Here is a 21,016-nt window from a genome sequence, read left to right as displayed (position 1 = left end):
TTGTTTTATTCTATACCGTCACTTTACTGAGGTTGTTTCATGGCCACTACTGAGAAGAAAATTAATCTACTTGATTTGAACCGCGAAGGGATGCGTGAATTGTTTGCATCATTTGGTGAAAAGCCATTCCGCGCCGATCAGGTAATGAAGTGGATTTATCACTTTGGTGTCGATAACTTCGACGACATGAGCAATATCAATAAAAAGCTACGAGCGAAATTACAAGCGCAGTGTGAAATTAAAGCGCCTGAAATTTCAGTGAAGCAAGTAGCCAGTGATGGCACAATTAAGTACGCGATGTTGTTAGAGGGGGGCCAAGAAGTTGAAACTGTTTGGATCCCAGAAAAAGATCGTGCAACTCTATGTGTATCTTCTCAAGTGGGCTGTGCACTTGAATGTACATTCTGCTCAACAGCGCAGCAGGGCTTTAACCGTAACTTAAAAGTATCTGAGATCATCGGTCAGGTATGGCGCGTGGCAACAGATATTGGCTTACACAATGGTGACAGCACTAAGCGTCCAATCACTAACGTGGTTATGATGGGTATGGGTGAGCCATTACTTAACATCAATAATGTAGTGCCAGCGATGGAACTGATGATGGATGACTGGGCGTTTGGTTTATCTAAGCGTCGTGTAACACTAAGTACTTCAGGGGTTGTACCTGCACTCGATATTCTTAAAGAGAAGATTGACGTGGCTCTGGCTATTTCACTTCACGCGCCAACCAATGATTTACGTGATGTGCTAGTACCAATTAATAAAAAGTACCCAATTGAAGAGTTCTTAGCGGCATGTCGTCGTTATATTGATGGTTCAAAAGCCAATAAAGACATCACCATCGAATACGTTATGCTGCAAGGCGTAAATGACAGTACAGATCAAGCCCATGAGCTGGTTAAAGTACTAAAAGGTACACCATCTAAAATTAACCTGATCCCATTCAACCCATTCCCGGGTAATGAATATGGTCGCTCAAGTAATAGTCGTATCGATCGCTTCTCAAAAGTGTTACAGGCTGCTGGCTTAACTTGTATTGTTCGCCGTACTCGTGGTGATGACATTGATGCAGCTTGTGGTCAGCTAGTGGGTGATGTTGTTGACCGTACTAAGCGTATTATGAAAAAGCAGCAGCGTGAAGATAACGCCATTGCTGTGAATGTGAGTAATTAACTTTAAGTAACTAAGTTTAAGCAATTATTTATTGCTTAAGTTATTTGCATAAAATAGATGAAAGATAGGGGCTTTTCGGTAATATAGGTCCTTATTATTTCATACTATCAAGGTGATACATGCGTTCTTATTGGGTGATCCCGTTTGCGTTATTGGGCTTAAGTGGTTGTGTGACCGAAACTCACAGCGTCACTAAAAATAGCCCTGTGGTGAATTCAGAGATGAATAACCAAGAAGCAGCAAGAACGCGTATCAGCTTGGCATTAGAATATCTAAAGGCGGGTAACAATACCCAAGCTAAGTTTAACTTAGAGCGCGCCGCTAAATTTGCCCCTGATTTACCTGAAGCCCACTACACACTGGCTTATTATTTTGAGCAAGTGAAAGAGTATCAGCAAGCTAAAGAAGCCTACAAAACCGCACTTAAACTGGTCCCCAATGACCCCAATACACTAAATAACTATGGTACGTTTTTATGCCGAATTGGTGAGTATGATGAAGCGACCACACAACTACTTAAAGCGATAGATACCCGCGGCTATCTGCGTGTATCACAGAGCTATGAAAATCTCGCTTTATGTGCGGTGAAGCAAGACAAGTTTGAACTGGCTTTAGACTACTTGAACAGTGCCGTTCAGCATGACGGGCAAAGTCAAAGTGCTTTAATTGCTCTCGCTGGTTTGTATTATGCCAAAAGTGACTTGCACCAGGCATTGCGGGTGTTAGAACGTTACACTGAGAATGGCTTTATTTCATCGCGTAGTTTGTTTTTAGAATACTTGTTACATCAGGAAATGGGACATTTAGAGCAATCTGAGAAAATAGCCACGACCTTAGTGCAAACTTACCCGCAATCTTATCAAGCACAAGCAATCATCAAAGAAGAGTATAACAATAGTGAATTTGATGTATTGCGTGAGCAGTATAGAAAAGCCAAGGTGGCAGAAATCACTGAGCAGTCACCGACGCTTTATAACGCGCAACCTAAGATAAAAATTACCCGCAAAAAAGCGCCAAAAAGAGAAAGTAGTAACAATATTGAAGCAGCGCAGTCTGTTATCGTTACAAGCTCAAGCAATAATGTAGATTCAAGTTCACCGGTGTCATTGCGAGCTAGTTTGCAAACAAACTCTGCAGTTGAAGTGCAACCTCAGTTAAGTCAGCCCGCAAACACGACAGGCGCACCTATAGTCGAAGAGAAAAACCAAGCGACGATTCAGGCGACTGAAACACCAAGTAATCAAGTAAGAGTCGTGTCGTTTGGAGAACAAAAAACCGTGCAGCCGGTTCAAGGCCAAGTGCAGTTTTATCAACCAGATCCAAGTCAGGTTAGGTTCAGAGAAATAGCAGAGAATAGTGCCCCAGTTCGTACAGCTAAGCCTTCATCAACGAGTGCACCTTTGCTAAATCCAGAAGTCGATTTACCAAATGTGCCAGTACATACTGTTGGGTTAGGTGAAAACTTATTTAGTTTGTCGGTAAAATACAATGTCAAAATGGCAAGCCTATTAAAATGGAACAAACTGAAAGAATCGGACCGTTTACAGATTGGCCAGCAAGTGTATTTAAATAATCCGCTTACTACCCACATAATACAAGATGGGGACAGCTTGTATAATATCGCCACCGATTATCAATTACAGATTGGTGATTTAATGCGATGGAACAAATTAACGCCAGACGTTGAACTTGCGGCTGGACATAGTTTACTTATTGTAGATCCGAGTAGTTATACTTTATGAACGAAATAAGCCCAGAATCAACTGAGCAACAAGCTTCTTTGGGGCAAGTGCTAGCAAGCGCAAGAAAAGATGCGAACTTAACCATTGAGGCCGTGGCGGATAGGTTAAAGCTAAGCCCAAAGCATATTACCAAACTAGAGCAAGATGATTATACGTCGCTCGGGCCGATTACCTTTGTTAAAGGCTACATCAAGGCTTACTGTACGCTATTGCAGTTAGATCAAACTCAAACTTTGGCGTTGTTTCAAGCACCCGAGAGTGTTGTTGATAATAAGCGTATGCAGAGCTTTTCTCGTCGCACAGAAAAAGAAGCCAATGACAGTCGTTTAATGCTCGTCAGTTATGTGATCTTGGCTATAGTGTTAGGTTCTTCAGGCTTCATGTATTGGCAAACGACATCGAATGAAAGCGATGTCATTGTGCCTGAAGTACAAACTATCGCTCCAGACAGTACAGAGCAAACAGAAGAATTATTAGACGCCCAAGATGACTTATCATCACAAATAGAGGCAAATAATATCGCTGATGAGCAGTTAGAAGCGGGTTCACAAACTACGACGCCTGAAGCTCAACGACAATCAATGCCGTCAGAGAAAAGTGCAGAGCCAGAACCTGCAAACAAAACAGAACTTAATACTATTGTGATGCATTTCAAAGACGATTCTTGGGTAGAGATCTTTGATGCTTCATCAGAGCGCATTGCTTTTGGCGTTAAAAAAGCCGGATATACCATGACAGTGCAGGGCGTTGCACCGTTTTCGGTGGTGTTAGGCCGTCACCAGCAAGTTGATGTAGAGCTAGATGGTCAAACCGTCGATTTATCATCATTGCCACGCAATCGTTCAGCTAAATTTAAATTACCCTTAACAGAGTAACCGTCATGTTTTCAGAATCTCCAATTAAACGTAGAAAGTCGACCCGTATTTATGTAGGTGACGTGCCTATTGGTGATGGCGCACCAATTGCCGTACAGTCAATGACGAACACCAATACCATGGACATCGATGCAACCGTTGCGCAGATCCGTGCTATTCAAGATGCCGGTGCGGATATCGTTCGCGTATCAGTGCCAACCATGGATGCTGCCGAAGCCTTCAAGAGCATTAAAGAACAAGTTGATATTCCACTTGTTACCGACATTCACTTTGACTACCGTATCGCACTAAAAGTGGCGCAGTACGGCGCTGATTGTTTACGTATTAATCCTGGTAACATCGGCAGTGAAGATCGTATTCGTGCTGTGGTAGATGCTGCGGGTGAACGCAATATTCCAATTCGTATCGGTGTAAATGGCGGCTCTTTAGAGCGTGATTTACAAGAAAAGTATGGTGAACCAACGCCTGAAGCATTACTTGAATCAGCGATGCGTCATGTTGAAATCTTACAGCGTTTGAACTTTGACCAGTTCAAAGTCTCTGTAAAAGCATCAGATGTATTCTTAGCCGTTGGTGCGTATCGTCTACTGGCAAAAGAAATCGATCAACCTCTTCATCTTGGTATTACAGAAGCGGGCGGCTTCCGCTCTGGTTCAGTAAAGTCAGCGGTTGGTCTAGGAATGCTGCTTGCCGAAGGTATCGGTGATACCCTTCGTGTCTCGTTAGCAGCCGATCCGGTACAAGAGATCAAAGTAGGCTTTGATATTCTAAAATCACTGCGTATTCGTTCTCGTGGTATCAATTTCATTGCCTGTCCGAGCTGTTCTCGTCAAGAGTTCGATGTGGTCAACACCATGAACCAACTTGAAGAGCGCCTTGAAGACATCATTGAACCAATTTCTGTGTCAGTGATTGGCTGTGTTGTGAATGGCCCAGGCGAAGCTTTAGTGAGTGACATCGGCCTTGCAGGTGCAAACCGACGCTCTGGGTTGTACATTAACGGCGAGCGTCAAAAGATGCGTATTGATAACGATAACATCGTCGAGCAGCTTGAAGAGCAGGTGCGCGACTTTGTTGCTAAGAAGCAGGCACAGCCAGCAATCGACATTAAAATCGTCGAATAATTTTTAAAAATTACCGACAGAGCAAAGAATATCCTGCAGATCTTTTGCTCTGTCGTTTACGTTTTACGCGAGCTGGGTATAATACTTGACTCCTTTACCCACAATGCGCACTGTGTGTGGCACTCGCATTTAGCAAATAGATTGATTTAGGATTTTCAGTGGCAAAACAAATTCAGGCAGTTCGTGGTATGAACGATTGTCTGCCAGGTGATACGCAAGTTTGGCAGAAAGTAGAAGCAGTATTACGTGATACGGTGGCGTCTTATGGTTATCAAGAGATCCGTTTCCCAATTGTTGAATCTACCGACTTATTTAAGCGCTCTATTGGTGAAGTAACCGATATCGTTGAAAAAGAAATGTACACCTTTGAAGATCGTAACGGCGATAGCTTAACACTGCGCCCTGAAGGTACAGCAGTGTGTGTACGTGCGGGTAACCAAGGCGGCTTATTGTATAACCAAGAGCAGCGTCTTTGGTACATGGGTCCTATGTTCCGTCACGAGCGTCCACAAAAAGGTCGTTACCGTCAATTCCACCAATTTGGCCTTGAAGCGTTTGGTATTGCGACTGCTGATATCGATGCTGAAGTGATTTTACTTACAGCTCGCCTGTGGAAAGCATTCGGCATTTCAGATCATGTTCGTCTTGAGCTGAACTCTTTAGGTTCAAATGAAGCACGAGCAGAGTATCGTGATGCACTTGTGGCGTTTTTAGAGCAGCATATTGATAAGTTAGACGAAGACTCTAAACGTCGTATGTACTCAAACCCACTGCGTGTTCTAGACAGCAAAAACCCTGATGTACAGGCTATCTTAGTTGATGCGCCTAAGTTATCTGAACACTTAGATGAAGAATCAAAAGCACATTTTGCAAATTTATGTGAACGTTTAGACGCAGCTGGCGTCGAATACCAAGTTAATGAAAAGCTAGTACGTGGCTTAGATTACTACAACCGCACTGTATTTGAGTGGGTAACAGAAAGTCTAGGTGCGCAAGGCACTGTATGTGCAGGTGGTCGCTACGACGGTCTAGTTGAGCAGCTGGGTGGTAAAGCAACCCCAGCAGTTGGTTTTGCAATGGGTATGGAGCGTTTAGTTCTATTACTTCAAGCACTAGAAAGTGTAGGTGAAATTCGCCGTAATGCAGACGTGTATGTTGCAGCTATGGGTGATGCCGCTAGTATTCAAGCGCCAGTGATTGCAGAGCAATTAAGAACAGAAGTTGCCGGCCTTCGTGTGCAAGTGCACTGTGGTGGTGGTAACTTTAAGAAACAATTAAAACGTGCAGATAAGAGCGACGCGCTAGTTGCGCTTATTTTAGGTGAAAGCGAACTTGCTGAAGGCAAGGTAACCGTGAAATATCTGCGAGAAGAAAAAGAACAAGTTACAGTGAGCCTGGAAGAGGTAAAAACACTGTTAGCAGACTTAGCAGTATAAGAGGACTGTATGGAAATTTACTCAACAGAAGAACAACAAGCAGAAGCAATAAAACGATTTTTCCGTGAAAATGGCGTTTCACTTGCGTTAGGTATCGTCATTGGTCTTGGCGGTTTATACGGTTGGAAATACTACAACCAAAGCAAGATTACATCTGCTGAAGCTGCTTCAAATGCTTTTAACGAATTAGTTGAAAGTGGTGAAGTTCTATCTAAGTCAGAGTCTTTCATTGCTGAAAATGGCGACTCAAATTATGCGGCTTTAGCTGCGTTTGTTGCCGCTAAAGAAGCAGTTGAAAAAGGTGAGTTTGAAGCTGCGCTAGCTAAGTTAACATGGTTACAAGATAACCTTGATAACCCAGAATTAAAAGCCACAGCTATCTTACGTTTAGCGCGTGTACAAGCGCAACTTACGCAATATGATGCGGCACTAAAAACATTATCACAAACAACACCAGAGGCTTTTAAAGCACAAGTTGCTGAAGTGAAAGGTGATGTTTACCTTGCCAAAGGTGACAAAGACAATGCTCGTACTCAGTATGAAACAGCATTGACTGAGTCGAAAGAAGGCAACAATGGCCTACTACAGATTAAGTTGGACAATTTAGCAACGGCACAACCTGCAGCTTAGGAGTCCTTATGAGAAAGCTAAGTATGGCTACCTTGGCGCTTTGTATGGCGTCATTACTAGGTTGCTCATCTAATGATGATGAAGAAGAAATTGTTTTACCAGAGATCGTCAATCAATTTGAAACCCAAGTTGACTGGACAAACGATGTTGGCGATGGTGTAGAACATTACTTTTCTCGTTTAACACCAACGGTTTATAAAGATACTGCTTTTGTTGCCTCGCGCAATGGTGAAGTGGAAGCGATTGCTGTTTCATCAGGTAAAACTTTATGGGAAACCGACGTTCGTAAAGAGGTAAGCTTCTGGCCATGGTCAGATAACGATAGCGCTAAGTTATCGGGCGGTATTTTACAGGCCTATGGCAAACTATACATCGGCTCTGAGCATGGCGAAGTAATAGCCCTTGACCGTGAAACGGGTGAGATTGTTTGGCGTAAAACCGTGCCAGGTGAAGCGCTATCTTCTCCTGCAGCCGGTGATGGACTCGTTTATGTGAACTTAGGCTCTGGTAAACTGCTTGCTCTTCACCCTGATACAGGTGAAGAACGCTGGCGTCATGAGCAAGAAGTGCCAGCATTAACACTTCGTGGTTTGAGCTCTCCAGCAGCCGCCAATGGTGGTGTGTTATTTGGCGAAGAAAGCGGTAAGTTAACGGTTTTAATTGCTGAAAATGGCTATACGGCTTGGAGCGCAGAAGTAGCAACGGCTAAAGGTGCGTCTGAATTTGAGCGCTTAGTGGATGTTGATACAAAACCAATCGTAGTAGGCGCAATTGCTTACGCAATCGCCTATAATGGTAACTTAGCAGCGGTTGATGTACGAAGTGGTAATGTCGTTTGGAAGCGAGAGTACAGTAGTTACCGCGACCTAAGCATTGAAGCTAACGTGATCTACATTGTAGATAGTAATGGCATTATTTACGCGTTAGATAAAGATTCAGGTATTGAGCGCTGGAGTCAATCTGGTTTACGTGGCTGGTACTTAACAGCACCTACTGTGGCAGGTAATTATCTAGCGGTAGGTGATCAAGAAGGTAATTTACACTGGTTAGATAAGCAGACTGGTGAGTTAGTTTCTAGAGAAAGTTTTGATAGCTCAGGCTTTTACGTAGAGCCTGTTGTAGCAGAAGATAAATTAATTGTGGTAACCCGAGACGGTGAAGTTAGCGCGGTTAAGATCCCGTAACAGTTAATTTATTCATGCTTTTTTTCAAGGCTTCGCATTGCGAAGCCTTTTGTTGTTTATTGATGAGGTAGTCTATGCTTCCGGTGATCGCTCTTGTTGGGCGACCTAATGTGGGTAAATCCACACTTTTTAACCGTTTAACACGCACCCGTGATGCGTTAGTAGCGGACTTTCCTGGCCTAACGCGCGATCGTAAATATGGTCAAGCAAACTATGATGGCTATGAATTTATCGTTGTTGATACAGGTGGTATCGATGGTAGCGAAGAAGGGATTGAAACCGAAATGGCAGAGCAGTCTTTGCTGGCCATTGAAGAAGCGGATATTGTTTTATTCTTAGTAGATGCTCGTGCGGGTATGAATGCAGCCGATCAGGCTATTGCACAGCATTTACGTAAACAAGAGAAAAAATGCTTTATCGTTGCGAATAAAACTGATGGTATTGATGCAGACTCTCATTGTGCTGAGTTTTATCAATTATCACTTGGAGAAGTACATCAAATCGCAGCAGCGCATGGTCGTGGTGTTACTCAGTTATTAGATCACACCCTGCAGCCTGTTATTGCAGAACTAGCAGCAGAAGCTGAAGAGCTTGAACAAGATGACGAAAGCTTAGCTGAGCTTTACCTTGAAGGTGAAGATGGCGAGAAGCTAGAAGACGGTAAAACTGGTTTTGAAGATAAGCCGGTTAAATTAGCTATTATTGGTCGCCCTAATGTAGGTAAATCAACGCTTACTAACCGTATTCTAGGTGAAGAGCGTGTGATTGTTTACGATATGCCGGGCACGACGCGTGACTCTGTTTATATTCCGATGACACGCAATGACAAAGAATACGTCTTGATCGACACCGCAGGTGTACGTAAACGTAAAAAAGTCAGCGATGTAGTCGAAAAGTTCTCAGTGATCAAAACGCTTAAAGCCATTGAAGATGCCAATGTAGTGTTATTGGTGGTTGATGCGCGCGAAGGTATTTCTGATCAAGACTTAAGCTTATTAGGCTTTACGTTAAATGCAGGTCGTTCACTGGTTATTGCAATCAATAAGTGGGATGGCTTAGACGAGTACGTGAAAGAGCGTATCAAAACTGAGCTAGACCGTCGTTTAGGGTTCATCGATTTTGCCCGTTTACACTTTATCTCGGCACTTCACGGCACGGGTGTTGGTCACTTATTCGAGTCTGTAGACGAAGCCTATGAGTCTGCGACTAAGCGTATCAGTACAGCAATGCTGCGTCGTATCATGGACATGGCACAAGCGGATCACCAGCCACCGTTAGTACGTGGTCGTCGAGTGAAATTAAAGTATGCGCACGCCGGTGGTTATAACCCGCCACGTATTGTTATTCACGGTAACCAGGTACATGACTTACCTGACAGCTACAAGCGCTACTTAATGAATTACTACCGTAAAGCGCTTGGCGTTATGGGCACACCGATTAAGATTGAATTTAAAGAAGGTGATAACCCGTATGCTGGTCGCAGCAACAAGATGACGTTGTCGCAAAAGCGTAAGTTACGTGCTTTCTCTAAAGAGAGTCGTAATAAAGATAGTTAATACCTATCTGGATTGTAGATATTAAAAAAGGAGCTTGATGCTCCTTTTTTGTTATTTGTTTGCAACAAATCTACTCATTGAGTAGATGCGCGTATTTTTGACTAAACTTTGCCACTTTAGGGGCTACAACCACACTACAATAACCCTGGTTTGGGTTTTCATTAAAGTAGTCTTGGTGATACTGCTCTGCCGAATAAAAGGTAACAGCAGGTGTTACTTCAGTGACAATTTTTTCAGCTAAATGAGGCTGTAACTTCTTAATGGCTTGTTCTGTGAGTTCAGCTTGTGTGTCATCGTGATAGAACACCGCACTGCGATATTGCGTACCCACGTCATTACCTTGACGGTTTAATTGAGTTGGATCGTGCAAGGTAAAGAACATATCTAATAGCTGGCTGTAGCTGATGACATCCGCATTGAAGCTGAGCTGAACCACTTCAGCATGGCCGGTCATGCCTGTACAGATGTCTTTGTAGGTAGGATCATCGGTTTGCCCCCCCATGTAGCCTGACTCAACTTTTTGTACACCTTTGACGCGGCGAAACGCCGCATCAATACACCAGAAACAGCCACCGGCAAAGGTAGCCGTTGCAATGTTAGCCATGATTTTTCTCCTCAAGAGCGCGAGCTTGTTCAGCAATTTTTTGGCTTAAGAACTCAGGTGATTGAGTCTTACGCGCCAGTAATGAATAAGCGCAAGGAATAATAAATAGCGTCAGTATAGTTGCTACGCTTACACCTGCAAAAATAACCACACCAATTACCATACGACTTTCAGAGCCTGGGCCTGTCGCAAATACCAGCGGGATTGCACTCATTACCGTCGTCAGTGATGTCATGATTATAGGGCGAAGACGTTGAACGGCTGCATCAACTAAAGCTTGCTCAAATGCGATGCCTTTGTCGCGCAACTGGTTGGCAAACTCAACAATGAGAATACCATTTTTAGCACTCAAACCAATCAGCATCACGATACCGATTTGGCTGTAGATATTTAGGCTACTGTCTGTGATGAATAAACCGTACATAGCGCCAACCAGTCCAAGCGGTACGGTTAGCATGATCACCAGTGGGTGTACAAAGCTTTCAAACTGAGCAGCAAGCACTAAGAAGGTGACGGTCAAAGCGAGTATGAATACGTAAGTCATGGCCGACTCACCTTCATAAAACAGCTTGGATTCACCTTTATAATCAACTGCACCATCTATGTGGTTTTCTTCTGCAGCAACCGTATTTAAGAAGTCTAAAGCTTCGGCTAGTGTGTAGCCATCAGCAAGGTTTGCAGTAATGGTGATAGCACGCATACGGTTGTAGCGATTCAGTCGAGAAGCTGTTGCTTCTTCAGAGATACTGATCAGGCTGTCTAACGGGATCAATTCTCCAGTTCGAGACTTAACAAAAATGTCAGCAATGTCATTGGGCGCTGAGAAATCTTCTTTGGTGCCTTTTAAAATCACGTCGTATTCTTCACCACGATCAATAAAGGTGGTAACGCGACGTTGACCCAACATGGTTTCAAGGGTGCGGCCAATATCACTCACCGACACACCTAAATCTGCCGCTTTCAGTTTGTCGATGCTGACCAAAAATTGCGGGAAAGTTTCTTTGTAATCATGGTCTAGGCGAACAAGGCCTTTGTTCTGGCGTGCTTTAGCTAAAATTTTATCTCGCCATTCGACTAGCTCTTCGTAATCGTTACCTTGCAGTACAAATTCGATAGGGCGTGATTGGCCACCACCACCGATACCACGACGCATAATGGCAAATGCACGCACATCAGTTACTTCTTGCATTTTACCACTGATTTCGCCCATTACTTCCCATGTAGAGCGTTTACGCTCATCCCAATCTGGCATACCCACGATGGCAACACCACCACGGCCACCCCAACCAGGCACGCGAACAAGTACACGGCTAAGCTCACCCGCTTCAACGTAAGGAATTAATCGCTCTTCGATCTTCTCCATATTTTCGGCGTTATTTTCGTAACTTGCGCCTTCAGGGCCATTCATCATAACAAAGAATGTGCCACGGTCTTCTCTTGGTGTGAGCTCAGAAGGAATTTGCTTCATTAGGGTATAAGTTGCAAAGCCAGCTAACACCAGTACCGCTAATAGACTAAAGCGTCTGTTCAAATTATCTTGCAGGACTTTACGGTAACCATTTTCAAGCTTGGTAAATTGTTTATCCATCCACTGAGTGAAACGGTTTTCGCTACTACTAGGTTTAAGTACTTTTGAACACAGTGCCGGTGATAGTGTAAGGGCGGTAATACTAGAAAAGATAACTGCAGCACTGGTTGCCATAGCAAACTCAGTGAATAGTGCACCAATTCGACCATCCATAAAGACCAGCGGTACAAATACAGCAACTAGCACCAGTGTGGTTGCTATTATTGCAAAACCAACTTCTCTTGCACCTCTAAAGGCAGCTAACAGCGGGGGTTCTCGAAGCTCGATGCGGCGGTAGATGTTTTCAAGCATAACAATGGCGTCGTCGACCACTAAACCTATGGCTAGCACTAATGCCAGTAAGGTAAGTAGGTTAATAGAGTAGCCCATTGAGAGTAAGAACATAAAGGTAGCAATCAGTGCAACAGGCACAGTAACCGCAGGAATTAAGGTTGCACGAATATTTCCTAAGAAAATAAAAATCACCACCACAACTAGACCCATAGCGATTGCAAGGGTGCGGTAAACTTCGGTGATCGATTCGCGAATGAAAATAGAAGAGTCGTAACTATCTTGGATTGTGGTGCCTTCTGGTAAGTTGCGCTTAATTTTTTCAAGCTCAACTCGGGCATTATCGACCACTTCAAGGGTGTTGGCTTTGGCTTGCTTAACAATGCCCATACCAACCATGTTCTTACCGTTACCACGGAAGGTGCTTTCATCATCGGCGGCTTCAAGGTGCACATCTGCCACTTCACCTAAGCGAACTAAATAGCCTTGTTCGCCGCGTTTAATTACAAGATTGTCAAAGTCTTCCTGGGTTTTATAGCTGCGTGTAATGCGTACTGAAAAATCTCTATCCAATGATTCTATTTCACCAGCTGGAAGTTCCACGTTTTCACGACGAAGCACTTGCTCAATATCGGTTGAAGTAATGCCGCGCGCTGCCATGGCTTTTCTGTCTAGCCAAATCTTCATGGCATATTGACGTTCACCGCCAATGCGTACGTTCGATACTCCATCAACCACGGCAAGGCGGTCGACAATATAACGCTGCGCATAATCAGAAAGCTCAAGGGTATTCATAGTGGTACTGTTTAAAACAAACCAAGCTATGGGACTTTCATCTGAATTAGATTTAGATACCTCAGGTGGGCGAACTTGCTCAGGTAGTCTGTCTAAGGCGCGTGATACACGCTCGCGAACGTCATTGGCCGCGGCGTCGATGTCACGGTCGATGTTAAACTCAATGGTGATGTTTGATCGGCCATTACGAGACGACGACGTGATGCTTTTGATGCCTTCAATACCTGAAATGCGGTTTTCAAGTACTTGGGTTATTTTGGTTTCTACTACTTCGCTTGAAGCGCCAGTATAACTTGTAGAGACGCTGACGATTGGTGTTTCAATGTCTGGATATTCACGCAGTGGCAGCATGGTAAATGCCACGATGCCAAACGTGAGTAATAAAAGGTTGATAACTATTGCGAAGACGGGGCGTTTAACCGCGGTATCTGTAATTCTCACAAGCCTACCCCTGTGTCACAACGGATGAACCCGGGCGGATTTTGATAGTGCCTTCGGTGATCACTTGTTGACCTGCATCTAAGCCACTTTTGATTGCCACCCAGCCATGAAAGCGTTCAAGTAACTCGACCTTGACTTGTTGGGCTTTATTATCGGCATCGATGATATAAACAAAATGATTGTCTTGACGCGGAATAATGCTCTTTTCAGGAACCATTAATGCTTCGATTCTGCCAAGCTCTAATGCGACTTGCATCAGCATGCCAGGGCGCAGTTGGTTGTTTTTGTTTTCAAAGCTCGCAGTCACCGACACACTTCGTGTTGCAGGGTTGATACGAGGTTCGACATGCGTTACTTCTCCTGTAAATGGCATATTTGGGTATGCGTCAGAAATAGCCGTTACCATCATACCGACGGTTAATTGCGCTAAGTATTTTTCAGGTACCTGAAAATCAACTTTAATTATGCTGATATCATCTAGGGTAGTAAAAGCCGTGTTTGTATTCACAAAGCTACCTACATCGACTAGGCGCTTACCAAGCACACCTGAAAAAGGCGCCTTTATAATCATTTCTTGAAGTTTAGACTCTGCATTTGCCAGCTTGGTTTGCAGTGCGTCTACTTCTGAAGCTTGCTCTTCTAATTGAGACTGCGCAGCTGATTGAGATCGAGCTAATTCTTGCAGGCGCTTAAGCTGACGTTGCTGCTCTTTTAAATTAATTTTTAACTCTTTAACTGTTAAGCGTTCTTGTTGATCACGCAAGGTGGCAAGGACTTGCCCTTTTTCTACAAACTCACCATCTTTGAAGGCGAGTTTTTCAATGTAATCGCTTTGCGCACTGATAATGTTAATGGCTTGGTTAGCCCTCGCTGTACCAACGGCGTCAATATTGATACTTTTGATATCACTACTCACAGTATGCGCCGTAACCTGTGTTGCTGGACGAGAAGTTGGGCCTGTTTTACTGTGACTAACAGGCAGATAAAAGTAACCACAAAGGGCAATTAAGATTAAAATTAAAACGGGGAAGAGAACTTTTCCTGATTGCTTGTTATACATGATGTTAGACCACTGCTAATGATAAGCTCAGTTTACAAGCTTTATACGCTCGTAAAATGATTATGGTCGTATTAATTTGTGTGTTGGACGAAAATTATTTCTAAGCTATGTGTTTGTACCGATTATGTTTTATAGGTGGTTAAATGAAAGAGCATAAAAAGTGCCCTCGATGTGAAAAGATCCGCAAGCTGATTTTTTGGGCTATTTTAATGTTTATATTCTACTTCGGTTTTTATAATGGCTGAGCAAAATAAAGCAGTCTTTTTGAGAGCGACAGCAAATCGATATAGCATTGAGTTTATGTTGGTTGGCGGGGTAGCGATTGCCATTATTATGTTGTTTGTGACGCTGCGCGCGACTCCCATTACTTTGCTTGAAATTGTTTTTGCAGCAACAGCCATTATGGCTGTGATATTAGGTTTTCTTAAAAGCAGAGAACCCTTTTATACAGTTCGATTGGATAATAAAAAAATAACCTACTATCATAAAGTTGGAAGCTATTGTATCGACGCCAATAATTTGTCTCAAGTAGGTGTCCCAGTCGTAACTGATGGCTTTGAACAAACCGAATTAAATGCAGTAGGGCTTAAGCTGAAAAACGAAGCGGCACTCCTTGATATGCTTCACCCACGCTTAGCCTGTAAATTATTAATTGAACAGCGGCATATTTTTTTACAAGCTGTTAAAATGCATTGCAAATCCGGCTCGTGCCCATCAAAATGGCTTGTTGAACCAAGTAAGTTCCAAGTCGGCACGGGTCAAACTTACACTGGTTTAATCGCCATGTTTGCAAATCGGATGCAACATTTGCACACATTAACAGGGTATCACTTACTGCTTCCTGCAAATGTGTTAGATAGGGACCTTTGGCATTTTTCAAACCTATTGAACCACTGGAGATTAAATCCAGAAATGGTGGTCCAAGAATTGCTAGATAAACAGGCCACCGTTACAAGAAGTAACAGGAACGATTCATGAGTACAGAAAGAGCCTTTATTAAAAGTGGTCGTAACACCATTATCCATAAAGAAAAAAAGCTCGACTTAGTGATAGTCAACGGTGAGGCACACCCAAAAATTAAAGTAACGGCAAATGGTCTTGTGCCATTTAAAGAAGAACTGCCGAGAAATCGACGCGAAGGTAAAGAGCGTTATTTAGAAGTTGTTCAAGTTGCAAGTGCAGAAGTTTTTGGGGAAGTAAAACGTTTGTTGTTTATCCAAGCGCTTGATGGCCGCGAATACAAAATCGATTATAGTAAGATCGGAACAAAGTTATTTGTGCGTATACATCAAGATAGCTATCTCTAATTTTATTAGGAGCGTCTATGTTGCGTCGAGCATCTCTAAGTGTTGTAGCGAGTTTTTTACTTTTAGGATGTGGCGGTGGAGGCTCCGATTCAAATGACACGGTTGAAAATGCTAGTGTTAATGCCGGCTCAGACCTGAGCATTGAAGAAAAATCAGACTTTACTTTATCAGCTTTGGGCTCTCCTTCAGGTGGTACGTTTACTTGGCAGGTTATTGATGGCCCAAATATGGAAGGGTTTCCACAAGAAGGGCAAGAGCTTAAATTAACCGCACCCGACGTCAAAGCTGATACATCGGCAACTTTAAAAGTAGAATACTTAGCACCAAATGGTGTTTTGGTGTCTGATACAGTTACCATTGCAATTGGCTCTCGAAACCAGCTACCTATCCCCCTTATTGAAAAAACGGCACCAGATAAAGACGTTCTCCAGTACAAAGATGAAATCACATTAAGCGCAGAAGCGTCCACTGATCCTGATGAAAATGGCAAAATCATTGAATATTTATGGGAGCAAATTAGTGGACCAGCACTCACATTTGAACGCAATGACCAAGCGACCTTGCAGTTTGTGCACCCATTATTATCCAGCAATGAGACAGCCCGTTTTAAATTAACGTTGACGGATGATGAAGGTGGGCAAAGTAGTACAGAGTTTTCATTAACCCTTTATAAAAACGCTCAGGTTGTCTTTGCTGATGCGGGTGAAGATATTAATGTCATAGAGTTTGATAAAGGTGAGCTCAATGCGAGTGGAAGTTTATCTTCATCTGGTGCGTATACTTGTTTATGGACGCAAATTGAACGCTCACCTACTCAGTTAGATGACTTGATCACAGATCCTAATTTGTGCCAAACCACTTTTACAGCGCCTGATGTTGATGTGGCCTCAGTGTTGAAGTTTCAAGTGACGGTATCAGAACCTGGTGGTTTTACTGATAAAGACACGATGCAGGTTAAAGTGCAAAGGCGCGCTGTGGGAGAAAACTTAAATGATACGGGTCAGCAACGTTGCTTCAATGGCGAAGCTGTAATTACCTGCGAAAACACTACATTTCCTAGACAAGATGCAGAGCTTGGACGCGATAGTTTTGTATTGAATGAAGGAAAAACAGGTAGTGGCTTAGCAGCGTTTGATTTTACTAAATTAGATGAAAATGCCAGAGCGATTTTAGACGCCTCTGCCAGCGATTTTAGTTGTGTAAAAGATAATAACACGGGCTTAATTTGGGAAGTTAAGTTAGCTAATACGGCGATACCACCGAATGCACCATTACGAGATACGAGAAATACCTATACATGGTTTTTAACTAATTATCCGAATGGTAAGCGAGGTACTGATCTAAGTACCTGCTCAAGTAATGCATATTGTGATGCACAGCAGTATATCAATGAAGTCAATGCGACCAACTATTGCGGCGGTCGAAATTGGCGATTACCGACTTTCACTGAATTAATGGGTATTTTTAATTATGGTGAAGTCGCAGGCAGTTCTTATGTGCTAGATCCGAACTTCTTCCCTGCGATAGCAAATTCAAACTGGACTGGTACGAGCTATTACTGGACTTCGCAAGCGAGTATTGAGGGAGCAACAGGTAGTTCAGATCTTATTGAAGCGTATGCTTTTGATATGTTGACAGGGCAAACTGTAGAACTAGTTCAAGAAACAAAAGCATATATTCGCCTAGTAAGGGAGGTGTCTAACAATGGTAACTAACATTCATCTGTTTTTTGCGGCGATCTTGTTTAGTGCAATTGCGAATGCACAAGTATGTATTGATGAAGCAATAAACCCTGAGGGCTATATAGATCCCAGCGATCGTTTTGAAATTAATGAAACTGAAGGCGTTGTGCTAGATAGAAGTACGGGGTTAATGTGGCAGCAATGTGAGGTAGGGCTTAGCTATAATGCTGAAAACAAATCTTGTGTTGGTAGTACACAGAAATTAACTTGGCAGCAGGCATTGCTTGAAGCGAATGATAGTAGCCATGCAAGTTATACAGATTGGCATGTACCGAATATTAAAGAGCTTGCCAGCATTATCGATCACAGTTGTGCGTCGCCGGCTCTCGCAAAGTTGGAGTTAGGTATTTTCTTGTTTAGTAATGAGCTGATCAGTGGTGAGGAAGGAGATTACTGGTCTAGCACAACAGTATCACTCGAGCCACAATACGCGTGGACATTTCAAGTTGCTGATGGAAAGAACAGGTATCTCAAAAAAACGCAAACTGGTCGATTAAGGCTAGTGCGATACGCAAAATAGATTTAGCTTAAAGGTAAAATTTGCTAATCTGCTCGCCTTAATTTTGTGGGGCTATATTTTGCGACTATTGTTAAAATCACTGTTACTAACAACGCTATTCACAGGCTCAGTTTGGGCCAGTGATAAGTGTGATGTTGAGCTTGATCATGGCTTGATCATTACCGACTCAGTGATCCGCATTGTCGATAAAGGGCAAACCCGTGTGCAGATAAACAACGACGAACAGTTGCTTATCAAGGGCTACTACATTCAACTCAGTGATGAAGAAACCAAGGTCTTGCGTGAGTATGCATTAGGTATACGCGATACAGTACCAGAACTTGTTAGTCTCGCAACAGACGGTGTAAACCTTGGTTTAAGTGCCATTGAGCAAATCGTTGAAGGTATGTCTGACAAAGAGCCTGAAGTATTAAAAACTCAGCTGCAATATGTTGAACGTGCTCTAATGGATAAATTCAAGCGCGGAGATGACTTCTTTTTCATCGCGCCCCAGTCACTGTCTAAAATAGATGACTTTTTTACAGAAGAGATCAGCCAAAAGATCCATTCTGCGATCCACGGCTCACTAGGCTCCATTCTTGTGTCACTCGGTGATGCGTTTAAGTCTCGTGAAGGCAATATTGAAGATCGCATTACTGACATGGGTCAGCGTATGGAGATCATCTCAAAAGAAATCGATAAGTCACTAAAAAAGAAAGCACAACAACTAGAAGACAAAGCCGAAGAGTATTGCGAGTGCTTAAACTCATTAGATGAAACTGAAGCGCGATTACAAGCCATTGTGCCTAGTTTGAAGGCCTATGACTTAGTTAGGATCAGAGCGTCTAAATAAACAGCCTACATTGATTGGCTTTATGATGGTCAGTCAAAATAGCAGCGCTGTGCATTCGCAAAGCTGAGTTTGTGCCAGAGCGCAGAGTCGTTCACTAACTGCTTATAACCTTGCCACACTTTTAAATAACTCTCTCGCATTAAACATACAGGGTAGTTCGATGCAAACATCACTCTATCTTCGCCAAAGTAATCCAATAAGAGTTGTAATTTAGCTGCAGGCTCTAAAGCATCAGCACAGTGCTCTTGACCTGAAAACTTGATATAGATGTTATTGAGCTTACCAAGTAATAAAAGTGCCGTTGTGTAATCATGTTGGTTATCAATAAAGCCAGCGTGATTGAGCACAATTTTTAAATTAGGGTACAGTTTGGCGGTCTCGACTAGCTTTTTTACAGCCTCAAGATGGTATAACTCAAATTGCGCTTCAAAGATTAAGCCGTGCTCAGCGAGCGTGTTCAGGTTTGTTTTGGTGTTATCAGACAATAATCGCCGATACTCTTGCCCTTCAGTGATATCACGAATACCAATAAAGTTAGGTGCAGCTAGTAATTCAGTTAACTGCTTTTCAAAGGTGTCAGGTTCACTGTCTATTTGAATGAAGCTGATGGCTTTAAAAGGTATGTGTTCAGGCGTACTACTGGCAAGCCATTCAAGTTCAGCACTTGGCTCTGCATTATTAAACCCAGCCTCTATGTGCAAGAAGCTGTGTACTGCAAATTCAGTATTGGCTAAATCAGCATAGTGGTGGTTTTGTTTTATTTTGTCTAGATTCGGCCAGCTTGGACCTGAGCCTTGAGTGAGCCAATGATATTGACCCAAACTTAAGTCAAAAAAGTGTAAGTGTGGATCAATTATCTGCATCATTGTGCGGTATAGCCCCCATCGATGCTTTGTAGGCTGCCTGTGATAAAGCTGGCATCATCAGACAGTAAAAATGCAGTGAGCGCTGCGACTTCATGGGCTTGACCCAATCGACCTAATGGTTGTAGTTGCGCTTCTTCAGCCACGATTTCTGCTTTGTCAGCACCACTTTTAGCACAGTACTTATCTATGGCGTGGTGGAATAGCGGCGTTTCTATAGTGCCTGGGCATACGGCATTAGCGCGAATATTGAACTTTGCGTAATCAAGTGCCGTGGTTTTTGCCATTGAAGCCAATGACGACTTAGTCAGGTTATACGCAAACGAGTTCGGTTTACCTATGATGGCTTGATCGGATGCCATTAACACAATTGCGCCATTACTCTGTGCTTTCATACTGGGTAAAACTGCTTGAATGGCAGCGTAAGCGCCTTTTACATTCAAGCTAAATAATGCGTCTAACGTGGCTTCATCGGTATCTTCAATGGTGGCACTTAAATGCTTGCCTGCATTGGAAACTAGGGCGTCAACACGACCTGTTTGCGCAATAATTTCAGCTATACAGCGCTTAACTGTTTTGACACAACGGACATCACACTCTACAAAATTGCCAATGTCAGAAGGGGCAATATCGAGATTAAAGACTTGGTAGTTTTCTGATAGCAGCTTTTCAACAACGGCGAGGCCGATGCCAAAGCTGCCACCTGTTACGATGGCAACTTTATTCATAATAAGTTATTCAATCTAGAATTAGTGACCACAGCCGCCTGCACCGTGAACATGACCGTGAGATAACTCTTCAGCCGTAGCTTCACGAACAGAAACAACTTCAACATCAAATGTCAGTGTTTTACCAGCAAATGGGTGGTTTAAGTCGCAGTCAGCGTTAAAACGGCCAACTTTTACAATACTTACCTGGTGGCGACCTTGGTTTGATTCAACAATGGCAGACATACCTGGCTTCCATACTTTATTGTTGCCTAAGCCTTGTAAGTGTTTAATTGGAATACGTTGAATTAAGCCTTCTTGATACTCGCCGTAGCTGTCTTTTGGCTCAAGTGTTACGCTAAATTTGTCACCTGCATCTTTGCCTTCAAGCGCAGCTTCAAGACCAGGCAGCATGCCTTCAGTGCCATGAAGGTAAGTTAATGGCTCTGCATTTGTGCTTGTTTCAATTTGCTCACCTGCTTCACTTAATGTGTAGTGAAATTCAACAGCAGTATCTTTAGTAATTTGCATGTTTTTCTCTCTTATCTCAGTTTGACGCACATTTTA

Annotated in this window: 19 protein-coding genes; 13 read left to right on the top strand and 6 right to left on the bottom strand. The window is 43.0% G+C overall.

All coding sequences use genetic code 11. The features are described 5' to 3' along the window. Positions 1-39 precede the first annotated feature (39 nt). From ACH784_RS15055 to der, 8 genes are all read left to right on the top strand, one after another. A complete protein-coding gene (locus ACH784_RS15055) occupies positions 40-1,173 on the top strand; it encodes a bifunctional tRNA (adenosine(37)-C2)-methyltransferase TrmG/ribosomal RNA large subunit methyltransferase RlmN (protein WP_404391556.1) in 1,134 nt (377 codons plus the stop codon). 119 nt (positions 1,174-1,292) lie between these two features. Further along, positions 1,293-2,915, top strand: a complete 1,623-nt coding sequence (pilW, locus tag ACH784_RS15050) for a type IV pilus biogenesis/stability protein PilW (RefSeq protein WP_404391554.1) — start codon at positions 1,293-1,295, stop codon at positions 2,913-2,915. Further along, on the top strand, positions 2,912-3,790 hold the full coding sequence (locus ACH784_RS15045; RefSeq protein ID WP_404391552.1) for a RodZ domain-containing protein: 879 nt from the start codon (positions 2,912-2,914) through the stop codon (positions 3,788-3,790). The genes pilW and ACH784_RS15045 overlap by 4 nt, the downstream gene beginning before the upstream one ends. A 5-nt stretch (positions 3,791-3,795) precedes the next feature. Beyond that, positions 3,796-4,914, top strand: coding sequence for a flavodoxin-dependent (E)-4-hydroxy-3-methylbut-2-enyl-diphosphate synthase (ispG, locus tag ACH784_RS15040; RefSeq protein ID WP_138566842.1), 1,119 nt, complete (start codon positions 3,796-3,798; stop codon positions 4,912-4,914). 158 nt (positions 4,915-5,072) lie between these two features. Further along, on the top strand, positions 5,073-6,350 hold the full coding sequence (hisS, locus tag ACH784_RS15035) for a histidine--tRNA ligase (protein ID WP_058028795.1): 1,278 nt from the start codon (positions 5,073-5,075) through the stop codon (positions 6,348-6,350). Between the two features lie 9 nt (positions 6,351-6,359). Next, a complete protein-coding gene (locus ACH784_RS15030; protein WP_404391549.1) occupies positions 6,360-6,980 on the top strand; it encodes a YfgM family protein in 621 nt (206 codons plus the stop codon). Between the two features lie 8 nt (positions 6,981-6,988). Then, positions 6,989-8,164 (top strand): outer membrane protein assembly factor BamB, encoded by a 1,176-nt coding sequence (gene bamB / locus ACH784_RS15025; protein ID WP_404391547.1) that lies wholly within the window; start codon positions 6,989-6,991, stop codon positions 8,162-8,164. Positions 8,165-8,238: 74 nt separating this feature from the next. Continuing rightward, positions 8,239-9,720, top strand: coding sequence for a ribosome biogenesis GTPase Der (der, locus tag ACH784_RS15020; RefSeq protein WP_404391545.1), 1,482 nt, complete (start codon positions 8,239-8,241; stop codon positions 9,718-9,720). A 70-nt stretch (positions 9,721-9,790) separates the two neighbouring features. On the opposite strand, the gene msrA is transcribed toward der, so the two are convergent. From msrA to ACH784_RS15005, 3 genes are read right to left on the bottom strand one after another with little or no spacing between them, the layout of a single operon-like run. Further along, positions 9,791-10,327 carry a peptide-methionine (S)-S-oxide reductase MsrA gene (gene msrA, locus ACH784_RS15015; RefSeq protein WP_404395289.1) on the bottom strand — a complete coding sequence of 179 codons (537 nt, stop codon included), beginning with the start codon at positions 10,325-10,327 and terminating at the stop codon, positions 9,791-9,793. Next, on the bottom strand, positions 10,317-13,418 hold the full coding sequence (locus ACH784_RS15010) for an efflux RND transporter permease subunit (protein ID WP_404391543.1): 3,102 nt from the start codon (positions 13,416-13,418) through the stop codon (positions 10,317-10,319). Before ACH784_RS15010 ends, msrA begins: the two co-directional genes overlap by 11 nt. Before the next feature lie 4 nt (positions 13,419-13,422). Then, on the bottom strand, positions 13,423-14,478 hold the full coding sequence (locus ACH784_RS15005; RefSeq protein WP_404391541.1) for an efflux RND transporter periplasmic adaptor subunit: 1,056 nt from the start codon (positions 14,476-14,478) through the stop codon (positions 13,423-13,425). A 237-nt stretch (positions 14,479-14,715) separates the two neighbouring features. Here ACH784_RS15005 and ACH784_RS15000 point away from each other — a divergent pair, with 237 nt between their 5' ends. The 5 genes from ACH784_RS15000 to ACH784_RS14980 are packed head-to-tail and all read left to right on the top strand — an operon-like array spanning position 14,716 to position 18,879. Continuing rightward, positions 14,716-15,456 carry a DUF2982 domain-containing protein gene (locus ACH784_RS15000; RefSeq protein WP_404391539.1) on the top strand — a complete coding sequence of 247 codons (741 nt, stop codon included), beginning with the start codon at positions 14,716-14,718 and terminating at the stop codon, positions 15,454-15,456. Further along, entirely contained in the window at positions 15,453-15,785 is a 333-nt protein-coding gene (locus ACH784_RS14995; RefSeq protein ID WP_404391537.1) for a hypothetical protein, read from the top strand. The genes ACH784_RS15000 and ACH784_RS14995 overlap by 4 nt, the downstream gene beginning before the upstream one ends. Before the next feature lie 17 nt (positions 15,786-15,802). After that, positions 15,803-17,500: a PKD domain-containing protein gene (locus tag ACH784_RS14990; RefSeq protein ID WP_404391535.1), complete on the top strand. Its 1,698-nt coding sequence runs from the start codon at positions 15,803-15,805 to the stop codon at positions 17,498-17,500. Next, positions 17,490-18,047: a DUF1566 domain-containing protein gene (locus ACH784_RS14985; RefSeq protein ID WP_404391533.1), complete on the top strand. Its 558-nt coding sequence runs from the start codon at positions 17,490-17,492 to the stop codon at positions 18,045-18,047. Before ACH784_RS14990 ends, ACH784_RS14985 begins: the two co-directional genes overlap by 11 nt. A gap of 55 nt (positions 18,048-18,102) precedes the next feature. Beyond that, positions 18,103-18,879, top strand: a complete 777-nt coding sequence (locus ACH784_RS14980) for a YggN family protein (RefSeq protein WP_404395287.1) — start codon at positions 18,103-18,105, stop codon at positions 18,877-18,879. Between the two features lie 29 nt (positions 18,880-18,908). On the opposite strand, the gene ACH784_RS14975 is transcribed toward ACH784_RS14980, so the two are convergent. Genes ACH784_RS14975 through ACH784_RS14965 form a run of 3 tightly spaced genes read right to left on the bottom strand, consistent with a single transcriptional unit; the run spans position 18,909 to position 20,980 of the window. Then, the gene (locus ACH784_RS14975) at positions 18,909-19,745 is read right to left on the bottom strand and encodes an amidohydrolase family protein (RefSeq protein ID WP_404391531.1); all 837 of its coding nucleotides are present in this window, start codon (positions 19,743-19,745) and stop codon (positions 18,909-18,911) included. After that, the gene (locus ACH784_RS14970; protein ID WP_404391529.1) at positions 19,742-20,470 is read right to left on the bottom strand and encodes an SDR family NAD(P)-dependent oxidoreductase; all 729 of its coding nucleotides are present in this window, start codon (positions 20,468-20,470) and stop codon (positions 19,742-19,744) included. The genes ACH784_RS14975 and ACH784_RS14970 overlap by 4 nt, the downstream gene beginning before the upstream one ends. Positions 20,471-20,491: 21 nt before the next feature. Further along, positions 20,492-20,980 carry a peptidylprolyl isomerase gene (locus ACH784_RS14965; RefSeq protein ID WP_404391527.1) on the bottom strand — a complete coding sequence of 163 codons (489 nt, stop codon included), beginning with the start codon at positions 20,978-20,980 and terminating at the stop codon, positions 20,492-20,494. Between the last annotated feature and the right edge of the window lie 36 nt (positions 20,981-21,016).

The sequence above is a fragment of the Pseudoalteromonas phenolica genome (assembly GCF_044788725.1).
GTDB lineage: Bacteria > Pseudomonadota > Gammaproteobacteria > Enterobacterales > Alteromonadaceae > Pseudoalteromonas > Pseudoalteromonas phenolica_C.
This window is presented reverse-complemented; position numbering and strand designations above follow the sequence as displayed.